Here is a 26,114-nt window from a genome sequence, read left to right on the forward strand (position 1 = left end):
GGATTTTTGCACAACTGCCGGATCGGTCAACCGATCCTTAACTGATCGGCATTACCGCTTACGCGACCCTTTTCAGAATGTGTGACCCGCAGATTATGCGTAGCCGTAGCTCATCAGACGCTGATAGCGACGATCCAGCAGTTCTTCTTTGCTCAGCACGTCGAGATCGGCCAGATCGGCCAGCAGCTGTGCTTTCAGAGATTCCGCCATCACTTCCGGATTACGGTGTGCGCCGCCAAGCGGCTCCGGGATCACGGTATCGATCAGCTTCAGCTCTTTCAGACGCGGCGCAATAATGCCCATGGCGTCTGCGGCAATCGGCGCTTTATCGGCGCTTTTCCACAGAATGGACGCGCAGCCTTCCGGCGAAATTACCGAATAGGTGCTGTATTGCAGCATGTTGACTTTGTCGCCCACACCAATCGCCAGCGCGCCGCCGGAACCGCCTTCACCGATAACGGTGCAGATGACCGGCACTTTAAGACGCGACATTTCACGCAAGTTACGTGCGATAGCTTCAGACTGGCCGCGCTCTTCCGCGCCCACGCCCGGGTACGCGCCAGGGGTGTCGATGAAGGTGATAATCGGCATGTTAAACCGTTCAGCCATTTCCATCAGACGCAGCGCTTTGCGATAGCCTTCCGGTGCCGGCATACCAAAGTTACGACGGATCTTCTCTTTGGTTTCACGGCCTTTCTGATGGCCGATGATCATCACCGGACGATCGTCCAGACGCGCAATACCGCCAACGATGGCTTTGTCATCCGCATAGGCGCGGTCGCCAGCCAGTTCGTCGAAATCGTCGAAAGCTAAACGCAGATAATCGAGGGTATACGGACGTTGTGGATGGCGCGCCAGCTGCGCAACCTGCCATGCCCCCAGATCGGCGAAGATTTTACGCGTCAGTTCTACGCTTTTTTCACGCAGACGATGCACTTCTTCGTCGATGTTAATATCCAGTTTTTCATCCTGACGGCTTACTGCGGTCAGGGAATCGATTTTCGCTTCCAGCTCGGCAATCGGCTGTTCGAAATCAAGGAAATTCAGACTCATAATATTCCTGTATTAGTCAAACTCCAGTTCCACCTGCTCCGAACCTATCAGGCCACGCAAATCGTTAAGTAAACGATCGCTCGGAGAGACACGCCACGTTGCGCCAAAACGCAACCTCGCGCGCGCATCCGCCCTCTGATAGTAGAGATGTACTGGAATGGTTCCCGAACGATGGGGTTCCAGAGACTGACGGAGTCGGTTTAAAAGCTGGTCATCAATTTGCCTGTCCGTCAGCGAGATAGCAAGCCCACGCGCATACTTTTCGCGGGCGTCTGCAATGTCCATCACTTCGCGGGCGGTCATTTTAAGGCCTCCGCTGAAGTCATCAAAGCTGACCTGTCCGCTGACGATTAGGATCCGGTCTTGTTCCAGCAGATGCTGGTATTTCTCCAGCGCATCGGTGAATAACATCACCTCAAGACGCCCGGAGCGGTCATCCAGGGTACAGATGCCGATACGATTGCCGCGCTTGGTGACCATAACCCGCGAAGCAATCACAAGCCCCGCAGCCGTGATAACTTTACCACGCTCTGTCGGGTGCATATCTTTCAGACGCATGCCGCCGACATAGCGTTCAATTTCTTTCAGATACTGATTGATGGGGTGCCCGGTCAGGTAAAGACCCAGGGTTTCCCGCTCGCCGTCCAGTACCGTTTGCTCCGGCCACGGCTGGCAGTTAGCGTAAGATTTTTCAATCTGTTCCGGCTCTTCCGCCAGTACGCCAAACATATCCGCCTGACCGATGGCTTCGGCTTTAGCGTGCTGATCCGCCGCTTTTAACGCGTCGCCCAATGAGTTCATCAGCGCGGCGCGGTGCGGGCCCAGGCGGTCAAATGCCCCGGACATAATCAGCTTTTCCAGCACCCGGCGGTTGAGCTTTTTGGTGTCGGTGCGCGCGCACAGGTCAAACAGTTCGCGGAAATAACCGTCCTTGTTACGCGCCTCAATGATGGCTTCAATTGGCCCCTCGCCCACGCCTTTAATCGCGCCGATGCCGTAAACAATCTCCCCGTCATCGTTAACGTGGAAATGATACAGCCCGGAGTTGATGTCCGGCGGCAGGATTTTGAGCCCCATGCGCCAGCACTCATCCACCAGTCCCACCACTTTGTCGGTGTTATCCATATCCGCCGTCATTACCGCCGCCATAAACTCCGCCGGGTAATGCGCCTTCAGCCAAAGCGTTTGGTAGGATACCAGAGCATAGGCCGCCGAGTGCGATTTGTTAAATCCATAACCCGCGAATTTCTCCACCAGGTCGAAGATTTTCATCGCCAGTTCGCCGTCAACGCCGTTATTTTTCGCGCCGTCTTCAAATACCGAGCGCTGTTTGGCCATCTCTTCGGGTTTCTTTTTACCCATGGCGCGACGCAGCATATCCGCGCCGCCCAGGGTATAACCCGACAGCACCTGAGCAATCTGCATCACCTGTTCCTGATACAGGATGATGCCATAGGTCGGCTCCAGAACTGGCTTCAGGCTTTCATGCTGCCACTGGATATCCGGGTAGGAGATGGCTTCACGGCCATGTTTACGGTCGATAAAGTTATCCACCATGCCCGATTGCAGCGGCCCCGGACGGAACAGCGCCACCAGTGCGATCATATCTTCAAAGCAGTCAGGCTGAAGACGCTTAATCAGATCTTTCATGCCGCGCGATTCAAGCTGGAATACCGCCGTGGTTTCCGAGCGTTGCAGCATATCGAAGCTTTTCTTGTCATCGAGCGGGATGGCGGCGATATCGATGGGCTCCAGGCCCTGCTTCGCCCGGCGCGGGTTGATCATCTTCAACGCCCAGTCGATGATGGTCAGCGTGCGCAGCCCCAGGAAGTCGAACTTCACCAGGCCCGCGTATTCCACGTCGTTTTTATCGAACTGGGTGACCGGATGCTGGCCCATTTCGTCGCAATACAGCGGCGCGAAGTCGGTAATTTTGGTCGGCGCAATCACCACGCCGCCCGCGTGTTTACCGGCGTTACGGGTGACCCCTTCCAGCTTGCGCGCCATGTCGATCAGCGCCCGGACCTCTTCGTCAGCTTCATAAATTTCAGGCAGTTGCGGCTCGGCCTCAAACGCTTTCGCCAGCGTCATACCCGGATCGGGCGGCACCAGCTTGGAAATGCGGTCAACGAAGCCGTACGGGTGGCCCAGTACGCGGCCCACGTCGCGGATCACCGCTTTCGCGGCCATGGTTCCGAAGGTGATAATCTGCGATACCGCCTCGCGCCCGTACATCTCCGCCACGTGATCGATAACCTGATCGCGCTTCTCCATACAGAAATCGACGTCGAAGTCGGGCATCGAGACACGTTCCGGGTTCAGGAAGCGTTCGAACAGCAGATCGAATTCCAGCGGGTCGAGGTCGGTGATTTTCAGCGCATAGGCCACCAGCGAACCTGCGCCGGAGCCACGGCCAGGACCAACCGGCACGCCGTTATCTTTCGACCACTGGATAAACTCCATCACGATCAGGAAGTAGCCAGGGAAACCCATCTGGTTGATCACCTGGAGTTCAATGTCCAGACGTTCATCGTATTCAAGGCGGCGCTTCGCCCGTTCTTCCGGGTCCGGGAACAGGAATTCCAGACGTTCTTCCAGACCTTCTTTTGACTTCGCCACCAGGAAATCTTCGGTGGTCATGTCGCCGGTGGGGAACTGCGGCAAGAAATACTCGCCGAGGCGCACCGTGACGTTACAGCGCCGGGCAATCTCAACGCTGTTTTCCAGCGCTTCCGGGATATCCGCGAACAGCTCGCACATCTCCTCTTCGCTGCGCATATATTGCTGCGTTGAGTAGTTGCGCGGGCGTTTAGGATCGTCGAGGGTAAAACCGTCATGAATGGCGACGCGGATTTCATGGGCGTCAAAATCACCGGTATCGATAAAACGCACATCGTTGGTGGCGACAACCGGCACGCCCTTCTCTTCCGCCAGCGCGACGGCGGCGTGCAGATAGCGCTCTTCATCGGTGCGCCCGGTGCGGATCAGCTCCAGATAAAACCGGTCGGCAAAATACTGCTGATAGAAACCCAGGCACTGATCCACCAGCGCCATATTGCCGCGCAGCAAACTTTTCCCGACGTCGCCGTTGCGCGCCCCGGAGAGCAGGATCAGGCCATGATTAAGTTCCGCCAGCCAGTCGATGTCGATAAACGGCCCGGCGGCACCATAGCCGCGCTGGTAAGCGCGCGAGATAAGTAACGTAAGATTCTGGTAGCCGTCATTGTTCGCGGCCAGGACGGTAATTTCATTAAGCTCATCGCCCATGATTGGGTTATGAACGTTGAAATCCGCGCCGATAATCGGCTTCATGCCCGCGCCGTGTGCGCCCCCGTAAAACTTAACCAGACCGCACAGGTTGGTGAAGTCGGTGATCGCCAGCGCAGGCATCCCCAGAGAGGCCGCCTTTTTCACCAGCGGCCCCGTCTTGGCAAGCCCATCGATCATGGAATAGTCACTGTGCACCCGCAGGTGCACAAAACGAGGTTCAGCCATCTTAGTATCCGAATAATTCTGTGCGTGGTGCTTAAGACACCAGATTGAGAGCGCGTTTCACCGGCGCGAAACTGCGGCGATGATGTTCTGTCGCGCCGTGCTCAGCCAGCCTTTCCAGATGGAAGGCGGTAGGGTAGCCCTTGTGTTGAGCAAAACCGTATTGCGGAAAGCTGATGTCCAACGCCGCCATTTCCGCATCGCGCGTGACTTTGGCAAGTATTGATGCTGCACTGATTTCCGCCACCCGGCTATCGCCTTTCACTACTGCCATTGACGGCATCGGCAGTTGCGGGCAACGGTTTCCGTCGATCAGCACATACTCTGGCGTCACCGACAGCCCGGCAACCGCGCGCTGCATCGCCAGCATGGTAGCGTGCAGAATATTCAACTCGTCGATTTCATGCGGTTCAGCCCGGCCCAGGCTCCAGCACAGCGCTTTTTCTGTGATTTCATCAAACAGCGCCAGACGACGCTTTTCAGATAACTTTTTGGAGTCGGCAAGCCCGGGGATCGGCCGACTGGGATCTAAAATCACCGCCGCCGTAACCACTGCGCCCACCAGCGGGCCGCGTCCGACTTCATCCACACCTGCCACAAGCTGGGTGTGCGGATAGATAAATTCGATCATTGGGCTAACTCCAGTACCGCATCCGCCGCCTGCTCGTCGGCATTGCAACGAATTTGCTGATGCAACTGACGGAAGGTTTCATGCATCTGCTCGCTCTTCGCGCCGCGGTCTAACAATGGCAGCAACGCGGCGTACAAGTTTTGCGGGGTACATTCGTCCTGAAGCAGTTCTTTAACCAGTTCGCGCCGCGCCAGCAGATTAGGCAGCGAGACATAATCGGTTTTGACCAGGCGCTTCGCCAGCCAGAAGGTGAACGGCTTCATGCGATAGCCCACCACCATCGGGCACTTCGCCAGCATACACTCCAGCGCGGCGGTGCCGGACGCCAGCAACGCGGCATCGCTGGCGATCATCGCTTCGCGCCCCATGCCATCCAGCAAATGGATTTGCATATCTGGCGCGACGTCCTGCTTAATTTTTTCAAACTGCTCGCGGCGCTTCGCATTGACCAGCGGAACGACCACCTGCAAATCGGGGAAGCGTTCGCGCAGCAGCAGCGCTGTTTTCAGGAAATCAGCGCTAAGCATTTCCACTTCTGCGCCACGGCTACCCGGTAACAGCGCCAGGCAGTGAGCATCCTCAGGAATGCCCAGCACCGCGCGGGCCGCCTGTTTATCCGGGTCCAGCGGCATCGCATCAGCCATAGTATGACCAATAAAACGGCACGGCACATTGAAGCGATCGTAAAACGCTTTTTCGAAAGGCAGAAACGCCAGCACCAGGTCGGTTGCTCTGCCGATTTTGAAAACCCGTTTTTGACGCCACGCCCACACTGATGGGCTGACGTAATGAATGGTTTTGATACCCTGCTTTTTCAGGTTGCCTTCAAGGGTAATATTGAAATCCGGCGCATCAATGCCGACAAACACATCCGGCTTAAGCTCGGTGAAACGGCGGGTGAGATCGGCACGAATATGCAGCAGGCGGCGCAGGCGGCCTAATACTTCCACCACGCCCATCACGGCCAGCTCTTCCATTTCGTACCAAGCTTCACAGCCTTCTGCCTGCATACGGGGACCCGCAACACCGACAAAGCGCGCATCCGGAACGCGCGCTTTTAATGCGCGGATCAGGCCAGCACCAAGAATATCGCCGGAGGTTTCTCCGGCGACGAGGGCAATCGTTAAGGGTCGTTTTACAGCCATTAACGAATCAGACCGCGCGTTGAACGTTCAAAGAACTCGGTGAACGCCTGCACGTCGGGATGTTGCTCCGCCAGCGCGGCGATCTCCGGTTTTGCTTCATCCAGCGTTTTCCCGCTGCGGTACAGTAATTTGTACGCGTTGCGGATCGCGATAATTGCTTCACGACTAAAGCCGCGGCGCTTAAGCCCTTCAATGTTGACGCCAAACGGCGTCGCGTGGTTACCCTGGGCAATCACATACGGAGGGACGTCCTGGGCAACGCCGGAGCAGCCGCCGACCATCACGTGCGCGCCAATGATGCAGAACTGATGCACCGCTGTCATGCCGCCGATGATAGCGAAATCACCCAACGATACGTGCCCGGCCAGCGTCGCATTGTTAGCCAGGATACAGCGGTTACCTACAGTACAATCATGCGCAACGTGTGCGTTGATCATCAACAGGTTATCGCTGCCTACCTTCGTCAGGCCGCCGCCTTGCTCGGTTCCACGATGAATGGTTACGCTTTCGCGGATGCGGTTACGGTCGCCGATTTCCACACGGGTTGGTTCGCCAGCGTATTTTAAATCCTGGTTTACTTCGCCAATGGATGCGAACTGATAGATCTCATTATCACGACCAATTTTGGTATGGCCGTTAACGACGACATGAGACTTCAGAACAGTACCTTCACCGATCTCAACATATGGACCGACGATGCAAAACGGACCAATGTGAACGTTAGCGCCGAGAACGGCACCGTCTTCCACAATGGCAGAGGGATGAACAAAGGCAGTTTTATCAATCACGTATCAGCTCTCCCGGCTGCGCGCGCACATCATCGTCGCTTCGCAGACAACTTTGCCATCGACCAGAGCGACGCCCTTAAAGCGCGTCAGGCCTCGGCGGGTTTTCTCAAAGGTGACTTCCATAATCATCTGGTCGCCCGGCACTACCGGACGTTTAAAACGTGCTTCATCGATACCCGCAAAGTAGTAAAGCTCGCCCGGTTCCAGTTTACCCACGCTTTTAAATGCCAGGATACCGGTGGCCTGCGCCATCGCTTCCAGAATCAGCACACCTGGGAAAATCGGTTTACCAGGGAAGTGGCCCTGGAAAAACGGTTCGTTTACCGTAACGTTTTTGACTGCCCGCAGGAAGCGACCTTCTTCAAAATCCAGCACGCGATCCACTAAAAGGAACGGAAAACGGTGCGGGAGAAGCTCTAAAATCTCTTCGATGTGCAGAGTATGAGTGTCAGTAGTCAAGATACTGGTCCTGTCTAAATATACTAAATGGCAATAATAACACGGCCTGCGGCAATCCAGAGAATGCCAACAGGCCGCTTAACTTTGTCGTATGCAGGCGTTAGCCAGAGGGCGTCAGTCTTCTTTAATGACTTTCCGCTCAACAGCTTTCAGGCGTTTATTCATTTCATCAATGTTCATTACCAACGCTGCTGTTTTACGCCAAACCTTATTAGGCTGTAGCGGAATACCTGAAGAATACACGCCAGGCTCAGAAATAGGACGCATCACCATGCCCATACCGGTCACAGTAACTTTGTCGCAAATTTCCATATGACCGTTGATTACGCTGGCACCGCCAATCATGCAGTAACGACCAATTTTCAGGCTACCCGCCATAATGACGCCACCCGCAACCGCGGTATTGTCGCCAATCACGACGTTATGCGCAATCTGACACTGGTTATCAATGATCACGCCGTTGCCGATAATGGTGTCATCCAGCGCGCCACGGTCAATGGTGGTGCATGCGCCGATCTCAACGCGATCGCCGATGATTACCCGTCCAAGCTGCGGGATCTTAATCCAGTTGCCGCGATCGTTAGCGTAGCCAAAGCCATCCGCGCCGATCACAGTGCTGGACTGGATCAGGCACTGTTCGCCGATCTGGATCTCATGATAGATGCTGACATTCGCCCACAGACGCGAACCCGCGCCAATGCGTGTATTTTTACCGATGAAGCAACCCGCGCCAATAATCACGTTATCGCCCAGCTCTACGCCGGATTCGATAACCGCATTCGCGCCAACGGAGACGTTGTTGCCCAGTTTCGCGCTGGCGTCAATGACTGCGCTGGGCGCGATATTCTGCGCAGGCTGAGGCGTGGTATCAAGAATTTGGGCCATGCGCGCATAGGTCAGGTAGGGATTTTTCACTACCAGCGCCGCGCTTTTGGCGAAAGGAAGATCGTCTGCGGTCATCACAACGGCAGACGCCTGGCATGCAGCCAGATGTTCACGGTAACGGGGATTTACCATGAAGGTGATTTGACCCTCACCCGCAGATTGCATTGAAGCAACGCCAGTGATGGCGATATCGCCATCACCGTGCAGTTCTGCATCCAACTGTTGGGCTAAATCAGCCAGTCGAATTGAAGGCATTACTTATTTAACCTGTTTCAGTACATCAGCGGTGATGTCTTTTACATCGCTACCGTTATACACAACGGTATTGGCGTCCAGCACCAAATCGACATCCTGGTCGGCTGCAACTTTTTTCACTGCTGCCTGAATACGGGAAACCAGCTTGCCACGTTCTTCGTTAGAACGGCGCGCACGGTCCTGCTCAAACTGCTGGGCTTTAGTACCGAAAGCCTGGCGCTGAGACATGATGTCTTTTTCCAGCTTGGTACGATCGCTCGCTTTCATCGTGGAACCGTCACGCTGTAAACGCTGCATTTTGGTCTGCAGATCGCTTTCTTGACGTTGCAGTTCGCTTCCGCGGCTTTTGAACTCATTTTCCAGCGTTTTAGATACGCCAGTGTTTTGAGCAACCTGCTGAAACAGACTTTGCATGTTCACAACAGCAACTTTATCTGCCGCCTGAGCGGACGCTGCCATTGCTAAACCGAGACCTGCAGCACATAACCACTTTTTCACAATAAACTCCTTACCATCCCATTAGTACCCGAAGGTACCGTTCTTTGCGTGGCCTGACGGGTGAAACACCCGTCTCAAGTCATCGCTACACTGCCAATGCATTCCTTCGCAACAAACAATTACCAGGTTTTACCGATGTTAAACTGGAACTGTTCTGCACTGTCTCCATCATACTTTTTAAACGGCTGCGCGTAAGAGAACACCAGCGGACCCAATGGTGACATCCACTGTAAGGCTATACCCGCAGACATACGGATGTTGGCGGGATCGCTGTAGTCCGGGACGCCTGCCGCACGCATATCCGCGGTGTTATCCCAGTTGGTATCCCACACGGTACCTGCATCAACAAACAGCGAAGTACGTACCGAGTTCGCATATTTATCGCTGAGGAACGGCGTCGGGGTGATGAATTCGAGGCTGGCGACACCCATCGCGTTCCCACCTACCGCATCGTCAGATGAACAGTATGCGCTATTTTCGCAGTTATCTTCGTTCGGGCCTTTATAAACCGCTTTAGGACCGATGTTGTTAGACTGGAAACCACGTACGGTGCTGGAACCACCCGCATAGAAGTTTTCATAGAACGGCATTTCTTTGCCGCCCAGTCCATCGCCATAGCCCCAACGGGTACGGCCCAGAACCACCCATTTGTGGTCATCGTCAATCGGCACATAGGTCGCCGTATCGAGAGTGAGCTTATAGAACTCGTTATCCGAGCCCGGGATCGTAACTTTACCGTTCAGGTTAACGCGCGAACCCTCGGTCGGGAAGAAGCCGCGGTCCAACTTGTTATAGGTCCAGCCGTAGTTGAAGGTGAAATCATCGGCGGTAAAGCCGCGATCGCTGCCATCTTTCTGGCCAAGCGAATCAAGATAACGATCCATCGCAACCTGCGGCTGCATGTTCGACAGGTCGTTATGGACGTAGCCTACACCTGCACGCAACGTGTTGTATTCGTTGATCGGGAAGCCCAGCGTGCCATCCACACCATAACTTTTGTTGGTGTAGGAGGACAGATCGGCGTCGTCCGCTTTAAAGTCATTATAGAAAATACGTCCGCCAAGACTAACACCATCTACCGTGAAGTACGGGTTAGTGACGGAGAATTCAGAATAGGTCTGATAGTCGTTTTTGGTGCCGTTAATGCCGACAGAATAGCCGGTACCTAGCCAGTTATCCTGCTGCACACCCACCTGGAAGCTGACGCCGCTTTCGGTACCGTAGCCCACACCAAAGTTGAAGCTACCGGTGTTACGCTCTTTCACTTTATAGACCACGTCTACCTGATCCGGCTGGCCCGGCACACGTTGGGTGTCGGTATCCACAGTTTCAAAGTAGCCCAGACGGTTCAAACGCTCTTTACCCTGGTCGACCAAATCGCTGCCCAACCATGCGCCTTCCATCTGGCGCATTTCACGACGCAGAACTTCATCTTTAGACGTGTCGTTACCTTCAAAACGGATTTTGCGCACGTAGAAGCGGTTGCCCGAATCGACGTTCACATGCAGTTTAACCGTTTTGTCATTTTCGTTAATTTCAGGCTGGGTTTGCACGCGCGGGTAGGCGTAACCATAGCGACCAAGAAGCTTTTTAATGTCATCTTCCATTTTGGTCACTTTGGTGCCGTTATAGAGCTCGCCCGGCTGCATTTTGGTCAGCGTTTCGATTTCTGCGGAGTGACCGGCCAGGTTGCCGCTCACTTCAACGCCGGAAATTTTGTACTGATCGCCTTCGGTGACGTTAACGGTCACGTAGATGCTCTTCTTGTCCGGCGTCAGGCTAACCTGGGTCGAATCAATGTTGAAACGCGCATAGCCGCGATCCAGATAGTAACTGCGCAGGGTTTCAAGGTCGCCCTGGAGTTTTTGCTTCTGGTATTTACGATCGCCCACCACGTTCCACCACGGCACTTCGTCGCGCAACTGGAAGTGAGAAATCAGTTCTTCGGTGGTGAACGCGTGGTTACCCACAATGTTGATTTGCTGGATGGTGGCGGAAACGCCTTCCTGGAAGACCAGTTTCAAGTCCACGCGGTTACGCGGCAGCGGAGTGACAACGGCTTTAACGCTCGCACTGTATTTACCCACGCTGTAGTAGAAATCTTCCAGACCCTTTTCGATGTCGGCAAGGGTGGTGCGGTCAAGAGATTCGCCGACGCGTACGCCGGAAGCCTCCAGGTTCTGCTTCAGCATGTCGTCTTTAACCGACTTGTTGCCGGAGAACGTGATGCTGGCAATGGTAGGCCGTTCCTTTACCTGGACAAGCAGCGTATCGCCGTCGCGCAGTACGCGAACGTCTTCAAAGTTGCCTGTGGCAAAGAGCGAACGGATCGTGTTACTGATGTCTTCATCATTAACCGTATCACCGACGCGGACCGGCATGCTGAGGAGGGCCGCACCAACGGCGACTCGCTGCAGCCCTTCGAAATGAATATCTCTCACTACGAAACCGTCTGCACCGTATACAGTAGCGCTGCTGAACAGCAGCGACGCTATGAGCAATTTTTTAATCGCCATCGTTGTAATGCGCTCTTCCTAACCTGGCTCTCTATAACCGAGAGAAATCATTGAAAAGTGCAAGCCCCATTAACAGCACCAGCAAAATAGAGCCAATGCGATAACTAAAGTCTTGAACTCGCTCGGAAACCGGCCCGCCCTTCAGCTTCTCTATCGCTAAAAAGAGCAAATGCCCACCGTCCAAAACGGGTAACGGGAACAGATTGATTATCCCTAAGTTCACGCTAATCAGCGCTAAGAACATCAGGTAATAAATCAACCCATACTCCGCTGACATCCCTGCCCCTTGAGCAATCGAAATTGGCCCACTGAGGTTGTTCAGTTTGACATCACCGGTTATCAATTTCCCCAGCATATTGACCGTCAGCTTCATCAACTGCCAGGTTTTGTCCGTGGCTTCGATAATAGCGGCAAACGGCCCATACTGGCGCACTGTTTTATACTCTTCTGGCAGCGGGATCACTTTCGGCACCACGCCGGCAAACCCTTCAGCCTTCCCATCACCGGCTTTTGTATCCGGGATCAGGGTTAACGACAAGGGACTCCCCTGCCGTTCAATCTCTACCACCAGCTTCTGCGCGGGGTTATCGCGCACCAACGTGACGAAAGCCATCCAGTTCGCCAGCGGCTGACCATCGACTTTAACGATCCTGTCGCCCGCTTGCAAACCCGCTTTACTGGCAGCGGAATCCTGTTGGACTTCAGCCAGCACCGGTTCAATCTTCGGCCCGTAGGGACGGATGCCTAAAGAAGCCACCGGATCTTGTTTATCGGGTTCAAAATGCCAGTTCTTCAAATCCAGCGTTTTGTCGGTTTGTTGGTGGCTGCCAAACGGTCCAACGCCTAACTTAACGCTGTCATCGCCGATTTTTGCCACCAGCTCAAGACGAACGCTATCCCAATCAGGCGTTTCGATACCCTCAACGGATTTAAGTTCCATGCCAGGCGCAATTTGTGCCTGGGCCGCGATAGAGTTGGGCGTTATTTCGCCAATTACCGGTTTAACGCTGGGAATGCCGATCATGAAAACCAGCCAGTAAGCGAAGATAGCAAACAGGAAGTTCGCTATCGGACCTGCTGCGATAATCGCTGCGCGCTGACCGACGGTTTTGTTGTTGAAAGCCTGGTGGCGCATTTCCGGAATAACCGTTTCAACGCGCTCATCCAGCATTTTGACATATCCCCCGAGAGGGATAACGGCAATAACGTATTCTGTGCCCTGGCGGTCGGTACGGCGCCACAGGGCTTTACCGAAGCCGATAGAGAAGCGTTCAACACGTACGCCCGCTTTGCGAGCCACCCAGAAATGGCCAAACTCATGCACGGTAATCAGAACACCCAGTGCGATGATGAAAGCGGCCAAATTCCAGAGAATGCTCAACATAGATTATTCCGTTAAATCGTTCTGAAAACTAACAGCATCAGACACGCGAACACCGGTACGGCAGCCGTCAGGCTATCGATACGATCGAGAATGCCGCCGTGGCCGGGGATCAGATTTCCACTGTCTTTAATCCCGGCTTCGCGCTTGAACATGCTTTCCGTTAAATCGCCCAGTACTGAAGCCAGCGCGGCAACCACCGAGCAGATAAGCAGGGTAGACAGCGTGACTTCAAGATTGAACACCATGCCGTAAATCCAGGAGATCACCGCTGCAGTAAACAGCCCGCCGATAAAGCCTTGCCAGGTTTTCCCCGGGGAAACTTTGGGTGCAAGCTTATGTTTGCCGAACAGTTTACCAAACATATACGCGCCGGAGTCCGCACCCCATACCAGGATCATCACGTACAGTAGCCATACTGCGCCATAGTAATGATTGGTATCGTAATGCCAGCCGCGCAACGCCACCATACCCCAGAAGAAAGGCACGATGGTCATTAATCCGAAAGCGAGTCGCAAGGCTTTAGAGTTACGCCAGAAGGCGGCAGAGGCTGGATAAAAAAGCACCAACAGTAACGCAGCAACCCACCAGAAAAGCGAAAGCCACAATGAACCCTGTACTACCGCGAGGTCGACCCCATGGGAATACTCAGGCAGTGTGAACAACATCAATGAAAGCAAGAGGCCACAAAGCACCGCCAGCCATACCCGCTGCGTACGGTTAACAAACCCGCTCAGTTGCCCCCACTCCCAGGCCGCCAGCATGCACACCACCAGCGTGGTGATAGCAAAGCCAATCAGCGGCAATAAGAAAAGTGCGGCAATGACGACCGGAATTAAAATGAAAGCAGAAATCAGGCGATACTTCAGCAAAAGCTACCCCCATCAGGCTTCATTGTCACCGGACACAGTCCCACCAAACCGACGCTCACGATTGGCAAAGGCATTCAATGCACCTTCAAAGTCTTGTTCATCAAAATCAGGCCAAAGAACATCGGTAAAATAAAGTTCCGCATAGGCAATCTGCCAAATCAGAAAGTTACTAATACGATGCTCTCCCCCTGTCCTAATCACTAAATCAACGGGAGCCAGCTCATGCATGCAGATCTGCTCGCTGAGCAAATCCTCACTAATCTGATCGGGGCGTAACAGCCCTTCCTGCACTTGCTCAGCTAAACGCTGTACTCCCTGAATAATATCCCAACGTCCGCCATAATTCGCGGCGATGTTGAGCGTAAGGCCGGTATTTTTACTGGTTAAGGCTTCGGCTTTATGAATACGCTCTTGCAAACGGGTGTTGAATCGACGGGTATCGCCAATAATGCGCAGGCGAACGTTATGACGATGTAAGTTCTTCACTTCACTGTCTAATGCCCAGACAAAAAGCTCCATCAAGGCGCTCACTTCCTGAGCCGGTCGATTCCAGTTTTCACTGCTGAATGCATACAGAGTCAGCGCATCAATACCATGATTCGCAGCAAACGAAACGGCGCGGCGAACCGACTTCGCCCCCGCTTTATGGCCAAAGGCGCGGATTTTTCCTTGCCGTTTCGCCCAGCGCCCGTTGCCATCCATAATAATAGCGACGTGGCGGGCCCCTGAAGCAGGCAGATTTTCGTTTACTGGTTGATTCGCAGACAACATAACGCGTTCTTATTTCCCGATAAGGAGTAAACGGTACTCAGAAATACTGAAGCCTCTACACAAAAACGCCGTGTTTACCACGGCGAACCCGGCCTTTACAGCCTTTTACCCCCTATTAGGGTGGCGCAGACTATATCACTGAAGCCAGACGCTAACAAATAGCACGGCCTTTGTGGGATGAATAATCATCAGCTTGCGAAGCGCATCACTTCCTGATGCGCAACCTTGCGCGCTTCCTCATCAACGCTTACTACCGCGTCCACCGAGGTGGGTTCAGACAACGCCATCATGCCCAAAACCTGGGCGTTAAGCGCAGCGATGTCAGTGAAGCGAATCTGCTTTTCGAGGAAAGCCTGCACGGTAATTTCATTCGCGGCGTTCAGGGCGGTGGTTGCCGCCTGGCCTTGCTCAAATGCATCCATCGCCAGTTTTAAGCACGGGTAGCGCTGGTAGTCAGGCTCAATGAAACTTAACGGACCCGCTTTGCAGAAATCCAACGGTTTCACGCCGGAACTGACGCGCGCCGGCCAGGCCATGGTATGGGCGATAGGGGTGCGCATATCCGGCTCCCCCAGTTGTGCAAGCACGCTGCCATCCACGTAGCGAACCATCGAATGAATCACAGACTGCGGATGGATCAGCACTTCCATACGACTGGCTGGCGCATTGAATAACCAGCGGGCTTCAATATATTCGAGACCTTTGTTCATCATCGTGGCGGAATCAACGGAGATTTTACGCCCCATTGACCAATTCGGATGCCGACAGGCTTGATCCGGCGTCATACCTGCCAGTTCAGCCAGTGCGGTTTCGCGAAAAGGCCCGCCCGACCCGGTAAGGATAATCGACGAAATGCCATTTTCCTCAAGGTCAGCGTACCCCAGTTGGCGCTGGATTGTTTCCGGTAAACTCTGAAAAATGGCGTTATGCTCGCTGTCTACCGGCAGAAGGCGGGCGCCGCTCTGCTTAACGGCATCCATGAACAATCGGCCACAGGTAACGAGCGATTCTTTATTCGCCAGCAAGATCGCTTTACCGGCGCGGATCGCCGCCAGCGTGGGTAATAATCCGGCCGCGCCGACAATCGCCGCCATCACCTGATCGACGTCATCGAGCGCGGCCATATCGCAGGCCGCCTGCCGCCCGGACAGCACCTTGGTCGCACTCCCCTTTTCACGCAGCAACGATTTCAGCGCCATAGCGCTGGCGTCATCATCCATTACCGCAAAGCGCGGGGTGAATTCCAGGCACTGCTCGGCCATACGCGTTACGTTTTTGCCCGCCACCAGCGCGGTAACGGCAAACTGTTGTGGGTTGTGGCGAACAACGTCAAGAGTGCTGCAACCGATAGATCCGGTAGAGCCAAGAATGGTCAAATGCTTCATCAGGCGCTCGGTGAGGAAAAGGGAAAAGTCATCACGCGTTTTAGGCGTGGATTAAATGCAAAACGCCGTAAGAAAACACCGCTAAGCGGCTTTCCTGTACGGCGTTCACATTCGCAAGACGAGAAATTAGAACTGCATTAACTCAGTTTCTTTCTCTGCCAGCGCGGCATCTACTTTCTTGATAGCGGCATCAGTAGCTTTCTGAACGTCGTCCTGGGAACGGCGATCGTCGTCTTCACTGATCTCTTTATCTTTCAGCAGCGCTTTCACTTTATCGTTGGCATCACGACGCACGTTGCGCACCGCAACACGCGCCTGCTCGGCTTCGCCGCGCACCACTTTAATCAGGTCTTTACGACGCTCTTCGGTCAGCGGAGGCAACGGAACACGGATATCAGAACCTGCAGAACTTGGATTCAGACCGAGGTCAGACGCCATAATCGCTTTCTCAACCGCAGGACCCATTGAACGATCAAATACGTTGATCTTCAGAGTACGGGTGTCTTCTACAGTAACGCTCGCCAGCTGACGCAAAGGCGTTGGCGTGCCGTAGTATTCTACGATGATACCATCCAGCAGGCTTGGGGAAGCACGGCCAGTACGGATTTTGCTGATTTGGTTTTTGAATGCTTCGACGCATTTTTCCATACGCACTTCAGCATCTTTTTTGATTTCGCTAATCACGTTACGAGTCCTTGAAAACTGATAGTTGGGCAGGCCACACACGCTCGCCTGACGACGTGAAACGCAGTGTGATAAGTATAGCCCGATTAATTCATGGCACCCGGCAGATAATCCGCCAACTGAACCGACAATGAAACGGAATTTTACCCGGAATTGTCGCTTACGGAAATTATTCCGTGATTAATGTGCCTTCTTTTTCACCCATCACCACCCGGCGCAGCGCGCCCGGCTTGTTCATATTGAACACGCGGATTGGCATTTTGTGGTCACGGGCCAGCGTAAACGCCGCTAAATCCATGACTTTCAGTTCTTTTTCCAGCACTTCCTGATAGCTCAACTGATCGTACAGGGTCGCCGCTGGATCTTTCATCGGGTCGGCGGAGAACACGCCGTCCACTTTGGTGGCTTTCAGTACCACATCGGCTTCGATTTCGATGCCGCGCAGGCAGGCTGCGGAGTCGGTGGTAAAGAACGGATTGCCGGTGCCCGCAGACAGGATCACCACGCGATTGTTGCGCAGCAGGCTGATGGCTTCCGCCCAGCTGTAATTATCGCATACGCCGTTCAGCGGAATGGCGGACATCAGGCGCGCGTTAACATAGGCGCGGTGCAGCGCGTCGCGCATCGCCAGGCCATTCATCACAGTCGCCAACATACCCATATGATCGCCAACCACACGGTTCATGCCCGCTTTCGCCAGCCCTGCTCCACGGAACAGGTTACCGCCACCGATCACCACACCGACCTGGACGCCGAGCTCAACCAGCTCTTTAACTTCCTGCGCCATGCGATCCAGTATGCTCGCATCAATACCGAAGCCCTCTGCCCCTTGCAGTGCTTCGCCACTCAGCTTGAGCAGAATGCGTTTATAGACGGGTTTTGCATTGGTAGCCATGTTTCTTTCCTGGAACTGTCAACGAATGGGATGGTTTGGAGGCGACATGATATGCCGCTTTTCAGTTCGCGCGCATTGGGAGCAAACTGAATGTTTAACTGATAAAACAGAGCCGCCCTCAGGCGGCTCCTTACTGCATTAAGACTGCTTGGACATTGCAGCAACTTCTGCTGCGAAGTCAGTCTCAACTTTCTCGATGCCTTCGCCCACTTCGAAGCGGATGAAGCCAGTTACGTCAGCGTTGTGCTCTTTCAGCAGCTGGGCAACAGATTTGCTCGGGTCCATTACGAACGGCTGGCCAGTCAGAGAAACTTCGCCGGTGAATTTCTTCATGCGGCCTTCAACCATTTTCTCTGCGATTTCTTTCGGCTTGCCAGACTGCATGGCGATGTCCAGCTGAACCTGGTACTCTTTTTCTACCACTTCAGCAGACACGTCTTCCGGCTTAACGAATTCCGGCTTGCTTGCAGCGATGTGCATAGCCAGCTGTTTAACCAGCTCTTCGTCAGCGCCTTTAGCAGCAACCAGAACGCCGATACGCGCGCCGTGCTGGTAAGAACCCAGAACGTCGCCTTCCAGGGAAGCAACGCGACGGATGTTGATGTTCTCACCGATTTTAGCAACCAGGGCAACACGCTCTTCTTCGAACTGTGCTTTCAGAACTTCAACGTCAGTGATTTTGCCTGCAACCGCTGCGTCCAGAACTTTGTTCGCGAACGCCTGGAAACCACCGTCTTTAGCAACGAAGTCAGTCTGGCAGTTAACTTCCAGAATGATACCGTAGTTGCCGTCGATCTTAGTGATGATCACGCCGTCAGCGGCAACGTTACCTGCTTTTTTCGCCGCTTTGATCGCGCCGGATTTACGCATGTTTTCGATTGCCAGCTCGATGTCGCCGTTAGCTTCAGTCAGCGCTTTTTTGCAATCCATCATGCCTGCGCCAGTACGCTCACGCAGCTCTTTTACCAGGGATGCGGTAATTTCAGCCATTCTAAAATCCTCGGGAGATTTGATTTGCCCGGCGGCTAACGCCAGGCAAATATAAAAGAGAAAAAGGGGCCATAAAAAGGCCCCTATCTATACACGGTCAAATAAGGGCTAAAACCTTATTATTCAGCTTCTACAAAGCTTTCTTCAGCCTGAGAAGCCAGGTCCTGAGAGCGTGCTTCGCGAACGGTAGTCGCTACAGCGTTCAGGTACAGGGTAACAGCACGGATCGCATCGTCGTTACCCGGGATAACGAAATCAACGCCATCCGGATCGGAGTTGGTATCAACGATAGCAAATACCGGGATACCCAGGTTGTTTGCTTCTTTGATAGCGATGTGTTCGTGGTCAGCATCGATAACAAACAGAGCGTCCGGCAGGCCACCCATGTCTTTAATACCGCCCAGGCTGTTTTCCAGTTTTTCCAGCTCACGGGTGCGCATCAGCGCTTCTTTCTTGGTCAGCTTTTCGAAAGTACCGTCCTGAGACTGAGTTTCCAGATCTTTCAGGCGCTTGATGGACTGACGAACGGTTTTCCAGTTAGTCAGCATGCCACCCAACCAGCGGTGGTTTACGAAGAACTGGTCGCAGCTTTCGGCAGCTTCTTTCACAGCTTCGCTTGCAGCGCGTTTAGTACCAACGAACAGGATTTTGCCTTTGCGAGCAGCAATTTTGTTCAGCTCAGCCAGGGCGTCGTTGAACATCGGTACAGTTTGCTCAAGGTTGATGATGTGAACTTTGTTACGCGCACCGAAGATGAACGGCTTCATTTTCGGGTTCCAGTAACGGGTCTGGTGACCGAAGTGAACACCAGCCTTGAGCATGTCGCGCATGGAAACAGTTGCCATGTTTAAAACCTCTATATAAAAGTTGGGGTTATGCCTCCACGTATCCCATATTACCGACCCCGAAGGGCACCCCGGAATATGTGCCGATACGTGTGTGTTGTTACACATAGTGAGAGTGTCGCTTCTGCGCCGCAGCGTGTAGTAAATGCGGAACAGAAGTCCGGCGCGCTTTATACCATAAAACCCGTTAAGACACCAACAGTAGTTCACGCTGCGTTAGTCTCGATAAACTGAATTTGGCTCAACCCAGCCGCCCTGTTAACATTGCTATTACTTGCATAATTCTTGTCGACGCAACGACAACAGCGGACTTTATTCATGGCTATTTCTATTAAAACCCCTGACGAAATCGAAAAAATGCGCATCGCCGGCCGCCTCGCCGCCGAGGTGCTGGAGATGATCGAACCTCACGTTAAGCCAGGGATCAGTACCGGCGAACTCGACCGGATCTGCAACGATTATATCGTCAACACCCAAAACGCGGTTTCCGCGTGTCTCGATTACCACGGTTTTCCGAAATCGGTTTGTATCTCGATTAACGAAGTGGTGTGCCACGGCATTCCCGACGATGAAAAAGTGCTGAAAGACGGCGACATCGTCAACATCGACGTTACCGTGATCAAAGATGAATACCACGGCGACACCTCGAAAATGTTTATCGTCGGCAAACCGACCATCCTGGGCGAGCGCCTGTGCCGCGTCACCCAGGAGAGCCTCTACCTGGCATTGCGTATGGTGAAGCCGGGTATCCGTCTGCGCACGCTGGGCGCGGCGATCCAGAAATTCGTCGAAGCGGAGGGTTTCTCCGTGGTGCGCGAATATTGCGGTCACGGCATTGGCCGCGTGTTCCACGAAGAGCCACAGGTGCTGCACTATGATGCTGACGACGGCGGCGTGGTGTTGCAGGCCGGTATGACCTTTACTATCGAGCCGATGGTCAATGCGGGCGATTACCGCATCCGCACCATGAAAGACGGTTGGACGGTAAAAACCAAAGACCGCAGCCTGTCAGCGCAGTACGAGCACACGATTGTGGTGACCGAAACCGGTTGCGAGATCCTGACGCTGCGTAAAGATGACACCATCCCGGCCGTACTGACCGCCGACGCGTAAGCGCACAAAAATGGCCCTGTTTCAGGGCCATTTTTTTATCTTTAACCCCGTATTCCGCCGTTGCCCTCGCCCATCACAAAATGATCCTTTCTATTTGCGCGTAACTTTTTTACTTTGTTGTCACAGACCCGGGTTCATTGAACCCTTGGGCAAACTTATTTTCTTTAGGGTGGCGCCATGAGTAATACCTTACCTGAACCCTTTGTCAGCACCATTATCCCCACCCTGCCCGGCCAGCCTGATAACCCTGGCGTCTGGCCGCAGGCGGACCTGCACTGCCAGGCCATCAAAGCGCATATCGATGAATTCCAGCAGTGGTTGGCAAGCGCCTTCGACAGCGGGCTATCCGCAGAAACGCTGATTGAGGCGCGTACTGAATTCATTGACCAGTTGCTACAGCGCCTGTGGATTGAATACGGTTTCGGCGAACTGAGCGAAGCGGCGTTAGTCGCGGTGGGCGGCTACGGGCGCGGCGAACTGCATCCTTTATCCGATATCGATTTGCTGATCCTGAGCCGCAAGCGGTTAAGCGAGGCGCAGTCGCAGAAAGTCGGCGAGCTACTAACCCTGCTGTGGGACGTAAAACTGGAAGTAGGCCACAGCGTGCGCACCCTTGAAGAGTGCCTGCTGGAAGGGCTGTCCGATCTCACCGTCGCCACTAACCTGATTGAATCCCGGCTGTTAACCGGCGACGTGGCGCTGTTTCTTGAACTTCATAAGCATATCTTTTCAGAAGGGTTCTGGCCTTCCGAGCGCTTTTTTGCCGCCAAAGTCGACGAACAGCAGGAGCGCCATAAGCGCTACCACGGCACCAGCTACAACCTTGAGCCTGACATTAAAAGCAGCCCTGGCGGCCTGCGCGATATCCACACGTTACAGTGGGTGGCGCGGCGGCACTTCGGCGCGACGTCGCTGAGCGAAATGGTCGGCTTCGGCTTTTTGACCGAGGCCGAGCGCAACGAGCTGGATGAGTGCCAGCACGTGTTGTGGCGCATTCGCTTCGCGCTGCATCTGGAACTCAATCGCTATGACAACCGCCTGCTGTTCGATCGTCAGCTTAGCGTGGCCCAGCGTCTGCACTATCAGGGCGACGGCAATGAGCCCGTTGAGCAGATGATGAAAGATTTTTACCGGGTGACGCGCCGGGTCGGCGAGTTGAACCATATGCTGTTACAGCTGTTTGATGAGGCGATTCTGGCGCTGCCCGCCGATGAAAAGCCGCGTCCGCTGGATGATGATTTCCAGTTACGCGGCACGCTTATCGATCTGCGTGATGAAAGCCTGTTTATCCGCGAGCCGCAGGCTATCTTGCGGATGTTCTACGCCATGGTGCGCAACCGCGACATCACCGGCATTTACTCCACCACGCTGCGCCATCTGCGCCACGCGCGCCGTCATCTAACCGAACCGCTGTGTTATATCCCGGAAGCCCGCAGCCTGTTTTTATCGATGCTGCGCCATCCGGGCGCGGTGAGCCGTGGGCTGCTGCCAATGCACCGCCACAGCGTGCTCGGTGCCTATATGCCGCAGTGGTCGCATATCGTCGGCCAGATGCAGTTCGACCTGTTCCACGCCTATACGGTGGATGAACACACCATCCGGGTGATGCAAAAACTGGAAAGCTTCGCGCTGGAAGCGACGCGCCTGAAGCATCCTTTATGCGTGGAGCTGTGGCCGCGCCTCACCCATCCGGAGCTGATCCTGATCGCCGCGCTGTTCCACGATATCGCCAAAGGCCGCGGCGGCGACCATTCAGTACTGGGCGCGCAGGACGTGCTGAAGTTCGCCGAACTTCATGGCCTGAACTCACGGGAAACGCAACTGGTGGCGTGGCTGGTACGTCATCATCTGCTGATGTCGGTTACTGCCCAGCGCCGGGATATTCAGGATCCGGAAGTAATCAAACAATTTGCCGAAGAGGTGCAAACCGAAAACCGTCTGCGCTTCCTGGTTTGCCTGACGGTGGCAGATATTTGCGCCACCAACGAAACCCTATGGAACAGCTGGAAGCAAAGCCTGCTGCGCGAACTCTATTTCGCCACCGAAAAACAACTGCGGCGCGGGATGCAGAACACGCCGGATATGCGCGAGCGGGTGCGCCATCACCAGCTTCAGGCGCTGGCGCTGCTGCGCATGGATAATATTGATGAAGAGGCGCTGCACCGCATCTGGGCTCGCTGCCGGGCCAACTACTTTGTTCGCCACAGCCCGAACCAGCTTGCCTGGCACGCGCGCCACCTGTTGCAACACGATCTCAGCAAGCCGTTAATCCTGCTGAGCCCGCAGGCGACGCGCGGCGGCACCGAAATCTTCATCTGGAGCCCGGACCGTCCTTATCTGTTTGCCGCCGTCTGTGCGGAACTCGACCGGCGCAACCTCAGCGTGCACGATGCGCAGATCTTCACCACCCGCGACGGCATGGCGATGGATACCTTTATTGTGCTGGAGCCGGACGGCAAACCGCTGGCGGCAGATCGCCACGAAGCGATTCGCTACGGCCTGGAGCAGGCGATTACCCAGCGTACCTGGCATCCACCGCAGCCGCGTCGCCAGGCGGCCAAACTGCGCCACTTTACCGTGGATACCGAGGTCAATTTTCTGCCGACCCATACCGACCGAAAATCGTTTTTGGAATTGATCGCCCTCGATCAGCCTGGGCTTCTGGCGCGCGTCGGCCAGGTGTTCGCGGACCTGGGAATTTCGCTTCACGGGGCGAGAATTACGACAATTGGTGAGCGAGTAGAAGATTTATTTATAATCGCGAATGCGGACCGGCGTGCCCTTAATAATGCCCTGCAGCAAGAGGTGCAACAACGGTTGACAGCCGCCCTCAATCCAAACGATAAAGGGTAACGAATTTTTTTACGCAATATGGATAGAGACAATGCAGCAGTTACAAAACGTTATTGAAGCCGCTTTCGAGCGTCGCGCCGACATCACTCCCGCCAATGTGGATACCGTTACCCGTGAAGCGGTGAACCAGGTTATCGCGCTTCTTGACTCCGGCGCGCTGCGCGTGGCGGAGAAGATCGACGGCCAGTGGGTGACGCATCAATGGCTGAAAAAAGCGGTGCTGCTTTCTTTCCGCATCAACGACAACCAGGTCATCGACGGTGCGGAAAGCCGCTACTTCGATAAAGTGCCGATGAAATTCGCCGACTACGATCAGGCGCGTTTCCAGAAAGAAGGTTTCCGCGTGGTGCCGCCGGCAGCGGTGCGCCAGGGCGCGTTTATCGCCCGCAACACCGTGCTGATGCCGTCCTATGTCAACATCGGCGCTTACGTGGATGAAGGCACCATGGTTGATACCTGGGCGACCGTCGGCTCCTGCGCGCAGATCGGTAAAAACGTTCACCTCTCCGGCGGCGTAGGCATCGGCGGCGTACTGGAACCGTTACAGGCTAACCCGACCATCATTGAAGACAACTGCTTTATCGGTGCGCGTTCTGAAGTGGTGGAAGGCGTGATCGTGGAAGAAGGTTCAGTGATCTCCATGGGCGTGTACATCGGCCAGAGCACCCGTATTTACGATCGTGAAACCGGCGAAGTGCATTATGGCCGCGTACCGGCGGGCTCCGTGGTGGTCTCCGGCAACCTGCCTTCGAAAGACGGCAAATACAGCCTATACTGTGCGGTAATCGTCAAAAAAGTCGATGCCAAAACGCGCGGCAAAGTGGGCATTAATGAGCTGCTTCGCACTATCGACTAAAGATGAATAAAAAAGGCGGGATAACCCGCCTTTTTTGTACCCGGTTGTGGCATTAACGGATTATTTCATTAATTATTTCTGGGTTAATGTTTCGCTAAGGATACCGCTATGTACGATAATCTGAAGAGTCTGGGGATCACGAATCCTGAAGAGATTGACCGGTACAGCCTCCGGCAGGAAGCCAACAACGACATCCTGAAAATCTACTTTCGTAAGGATAAAGGCGAGTTTTTTGCCAAGAGCGTGAAGTTTAAATATCCACGCCAGCGCAAAACCGTGGTGGCTGATGGCGTAGGGCAAGGTTACAAAGAAGTACAGGAGATCAGCCCAAATCTGCGTTACGTGATCGATGAGCTGGATCAGATCTGCATGCGCGACCGTACTGAAGTGGATTTAAAACGTAAGATCCTCGACGATTTGCGTCATCTCGAAAGCGTGGTTACCAATAAGATCAACGAAATCGAAGCCGATCTGGAAAAACTCACCCGTAAATAATTCTCTCAGGGCGGGCTCTCCCCCGCCCTGCTTTCTTGTCTAGCGCTGCTCATCAAGCTGTAACGCAATATACAGCAGCAGCCTGTCGTCAAAATTCCCCAAATCCAGCCCGGTCAGTTCCGATATCCGGTTCAGGCGATATTCCAGGGTATTACGGTGGATAAACAACGCCTTTGAGGTCGCCAGCGGCTGCACATTGTGGCGAAACCACGCGGTTAATGTACGGCGCAGCAGGCCATTGTTGTCCATCGCTTTCAGCTTGACCAGCGGGCGCGCCAGCTCGTTGGCTTGCCAGCCGCCGCGCAAGCTGTCCAATAGCACCGGCAGCATCAAATCCTGATAGAAATAGCTGCGCACGTCGGGCATACGCTGTTTGCCGACCATCATGGTGGTGCGCGCGGTACGCCAGGAGCGTGCAATGCTGCCAGGCCCGGTAAAATAGTTGCCGAGCGCCACGCGAAACCGCAAATGCCCACTCTCTTTCATCCGGGCGATAAGCTGCTCAACGCGGCGGCGGTGGTCTTCCGCATCCCAGCGGCCAAACGCATTCAGCGCAGGCTTCAGCACCACCATTTCGGTTAGCGAGACGATGGCTACCAGGTTATTGCGTTCAGGCGTAGTCAGGGCGGTTTGCAGCTGTTGCAGTTCCGCCATCGCGCTGTCGACGCCGAGCTGCCCGCTGTCCACTTCGACGACAGCAACCACGCGCGGCTGATTAAGATCGATGCCTAAACGCTGTGCCCATTCCATCAGCGCCGGGGTGTGCTCTTCCGTCTGGATCAGGTTCATTACCAGCTCTTCGCGCAGACGCGTATCCTGCGCCAGCATGTGCATCAGACGGGACTGCTCCAGCATCATCTCCGCCGTCATACACACCAGCTCGCCGTACTTGCGCAAATGCACCGGATCGCCCGTCAGGCCGATCACGCCGACGATTTCACCTTCGATACGCAGCGGCAGGTTAATCCCCTGGCGCACGCCGTGCAGGCTGCGGGCCACCGCATCGTCAATGTCTACCACGCGGCCCTGCGAAAGCACCAGCAGCGCGCCTTCGTGCAATTCACCAATACGCTCCTGGTCGCCGCTGCCGATAATCCGTCCCCGGGCATCCATAACGTTGATATTGGTATCAATGATCCGCATCGTGCGTGACACGATATCCTGCGCCATTTTGGTATCAAGATGCCAACCCGCCATTGTGCCCCCTCCTCATATCAATGATTCAGAATAAGGCACAAAAAAAACCCGCGCA

22 protein-coding genes are annotated in these 26,114 nt (G+C 54.4%); 4 read left to right on the plus strand and 18 right to left on the minus strand.

The genetic code is table 11. The features are described 5' to 3' along the window. Positions 1-93: 93 nt before the first annotated feature. The 17 genes from accA to rpsB form a co-directional block, all read right to left on the minus strand. Positions 94-1,053 (minus strand): acetyl-CoA carboxylase carboxyl transferase subunit alpha, encoded by a 960-nt coding sequence (gene accA, locus RT120_RS18235; RefSeq protein ID WP_312984844.1) that lies wholly within the window; start codon positions 1,051-1,053, stop codon positions 94-96. Between the two features lie 12 nt (positions 1,054-1,065). Then, complete coding sequence (gene dnaE, locus RT120_RS18240) at positions 1,066-4,548, minus strand: DNA polymerase III subunit alpha (RefSeq protein ID WP_312984846.1); 3,483 nt, start codon at positions 4,546-4,548, stop codon at positions 1,066-1,068. Positions 4,549-4,579: 31 nt separating this feature from the next. Further along, on the minus strand, positions 4,580-5,176 hold the full coding sequence (rnhB, locus tag RT120_RS18245; RefSeq protein ID WP_312984848.1) for a ribonuclease HII: 597 nt from the start codon (positions 5,174-5,176) through the stop codon (positions 4,580-4,582). Further along, positions 5,173-6,321 carry a lipid-A-disaccharide synthase gene (gene lpxB / locus RT120_RS18250; protein ID WP_312984850.1) on the minus strand — a complete coding sequence of 383 codons (1,149 nt, stop codon included), beginning with the start codon at positions 6,319-6,321 and terminating at the stop codon, positions 5,173-5,175. The genes rnhB and lpxB overlap by 4 nt, the downstream gene beginning before the upstream one ends. Then, positions 6,321-7,109 carry an acyl-ACP--UDP-N-acetylglucosamine O-acyltransferase gene (gene lpxA, locus RT120_RS18255; RefSeq protein ID WP_312984852.1) on the minus strand — a complete coding sequence of 263 codons (789 nt, stop codon included), beginning with the start codon at positions 7,107-7,109 and terminating at the stop codon, positions 6,321-6,323. Before lpxA ends, lpxB begins: the two co-directional genes overlap by 1 nt. Positions 7,110-7,112: 3 nt before the next feature. After that, positions 7,113-7,568 carry a 3-hydroxyacyl-ACP dehydratase FabZ gene (fabZ, locus tag RT120_RS18260; RefSeq protein WP_002436969.1) on the minus strand — a complete coding sequence of 152 codons (456 nt, stop codon included), beginning with the start codon at positions 7,566-7,568 and terminating at the stop codon, positions 7,113-7,115. A 114-nt stretch (positions 7,569-7,682) separates the two neighbouring features. Further along, complete coding sequence (lpxD, locus tag RT120_RS18265; protein WP_312984854.1) at positions 7,683-8,708, minus strand: UDP-3-O-(3-hydroxymyristoyl)glucosamine N-acyltransferase; 1,026 nt, start codon at positions 8,706-8,708, stop codon at positions 7,683-7,685. A 3-nt stretch (positions 8,709-8,711) separates the two neighbouring features. Next, entirely contained in the window at positions 8,712-9,206 is a 495-nt protein-coding gene (gene skp, locus RT120_RS18270) for a molecular chaperone Skp (protein WP_312984856.1), read from the minus strand. A 119-nt stretch (positions 9,207-9,325) separates the two neighbouring features. Continuing rightward, on the minus strand, positions 9,326-11,722 hold the full coding sequence (bamA, locus tag RT120_RS18275) for an outer membrane protein assembly factor BamA (RefSeq protein ID WP_312984858.1): 2,397 nt from the start codon (positions 11,720-11,722) through the stop codon (positions 9,326-9,328). Positions 11,723-11,753: 31 nt separating this feature from the next. Continuing rightward, positions 11,754-13,106 (minus strand): sigma E protease regulator RseP, encoded by a 1,353-nt coding sequence (gene rseP, locus RT120_RS18280; RefSeq protein ID WP_312984860.1) that lies wholly within the window; start codon positions 13,104-13,106, stop codon positions 11,754-11,756. Positions 13,107-13,117: 11 nt separating this feature from the next. Then, positions 13,118-13,975 (minus strand): phosphatidate cytidylyltransferase, encoded by an 858-nt coding sequence (gene cdsA, locus RT120_RS18285; protein ID WP_312984862.1) that lies wholly within the window; start codon positions 13,973-13,975, stop codon positions 13,118-13,120. Between the two features lie 12 nt (positions 13,976-13,987). Then, positions 13,988-14,746 carry a (2E,6E)-farnesyl-diphosphate-specific ditrans,polycis-undecaprenyl-diphosphate synthase gene (gene ispU / locus RT120_RS18290; protein WP_312984864.1) on the minus strand — a complete coding sequence of 253 codons (759 nt, stop codon included), beginning with the start codon at positions 14,744-14,746 and terminating at the stop codon, positions 13,988-13,990. A gap of 188 nt (positions 14,747-14,934) precedes the next feature. After that, on the minus strand, positions 14,935-16,131 hold the full coding sequence (gene ispC / locus RT120_RS18295; protein WP_312984866.1) for a 1-deoxy-D-xylulose-5-phosphate reductoisomerase: 1,197 nt from the start codon (positions 16,129-16,131) through the stop codon (positions 14,935-14,937). A 126-nt stretch (positions 16,132-16,257) separates the two neighbouring features. Then, the gene (frr, locus tag RT120_RS18300; protein ID WP_002436957.1) at positions 16,258-16,815 is read right to left on the minus strand and encodes a ribosome recycling factor; all 558 of its coding nucleotides are present in this window, start codon (positions 16,813-16,815) and stop codon (positions 16,258-16,260) included. Positions 16,816-16,984: 169 nt separating this feature from the next. Continuing rightward, a complete protein-coding gene (pyrH, locus tag RT120_RS18305; protein ID WP_125293603.1) occupies positions 16,985-17,710 on the minus strand; it encodes a UMP kinase in 726 nt (241 codons plus the stop codon). Positions 17,711-17,848: 138 nt separating this feature from the next. Further along, entirely contained in the window at positions 17,849-18,700 is an 852-nt protein-coding gene (gene tsf, locus RT120_RS18310; RefSeq protein ID WP_008501911.1) for a translation elongation factor Ts, read from the minus strand. A 119-nt stretch (positions 18,701-18,819) separates the two neighbouring features. Continuing rightward, entirely contained in the window at positions 18,820-19,545 is a 726-nt protein-coding gene (rpsB, locus tag RT120_RS18315; RefSeq protein ID WP_312984869.1) for a 30S ribosomal protein S2, read from the minus strand. Between the two features lie 318 nt (positions 19,546-19,863). On the opposite strand from rpsB, the gene map reads away from it, so the two are divergent. From map to RT120_RS18335, 4 genes are all read left to right on the plus strand, one after another. Next, positions 19,864-20,658, plus strand: a complete 795-nt coding sequence (map, locus tag RT120_RS18320; RefSeq protein WP_312984871.1) for a type I methionyl aminopeptidase — start codon at positions 19,864-19,866, stop codon at positions 20,656-20,658. Between the two features lie 177 nt (positions 20,659-20,835). Then, the gene (gene glnD, locus RT120_RS18325; RefSeq protein WP_312984873.1) at positions 20,836-23,511 is read left to right on the plus strand and encodes a bifunctional uridylyltransferase/uridylyl-removing protein GlnD; all 2,676 of its coding nucleotides are present in this window, start codon (positions 20,836-20,838) and stop codon (positions 23,509-23,511) included. A gap of 31 nt (positions 23,512-23,542) precedes the next feature. After that, entirely contained in the window at positions 23,543-24,367 is an 825-nt protein-coding gene (gene dapD, locus RT120_RS18330; protein ID WP_161660827.1) for a 2,3,4,5-tetrahydropyridine-2,6-dicarboxylate N-succinyltransferase, read from the plus strand. Positions 24,368-24,475: 108 nt separating this feature from the next. Then, complete coding sequence (locus tag RT120_RS18335; RefSeq protein ID WP_125293607.1) at positions 24,476-24,862, plus strand: DUF3461 family protein; 387 nt, start codon at positions 24,476-24,478, stop codon at positions 24,860-24,862. Positions 24,863-24,901: 39 nt separating this feature from the next. Here RT120_RS18335 and RT120_RS18340 read toward each other — a convergent pair whose 3' ends face one another. Further along, complete coding sequence (locus RT120_RS18340; RefSeq protein WP_312984877.1) at positions 24,902-26,059, minus strand: CdaR family transcriptional regulator; 1,158 nt, start codon at positions 26,057-26,059, stop codon at positions 24,902-24,904. Positions 26,060-26,114: the final 55 nt, after the last annotated feature.

This window comes from Atlantibacter sp. (assembly GCF_032062175.1).
In the GTDB taxonomy this organism is placed as follows: domain Bacteria; phylum Pseudomonadota; class Gammaproteobacteria; order Enterobacterales; family Enterobacteriaceae; genus Atlantibacter.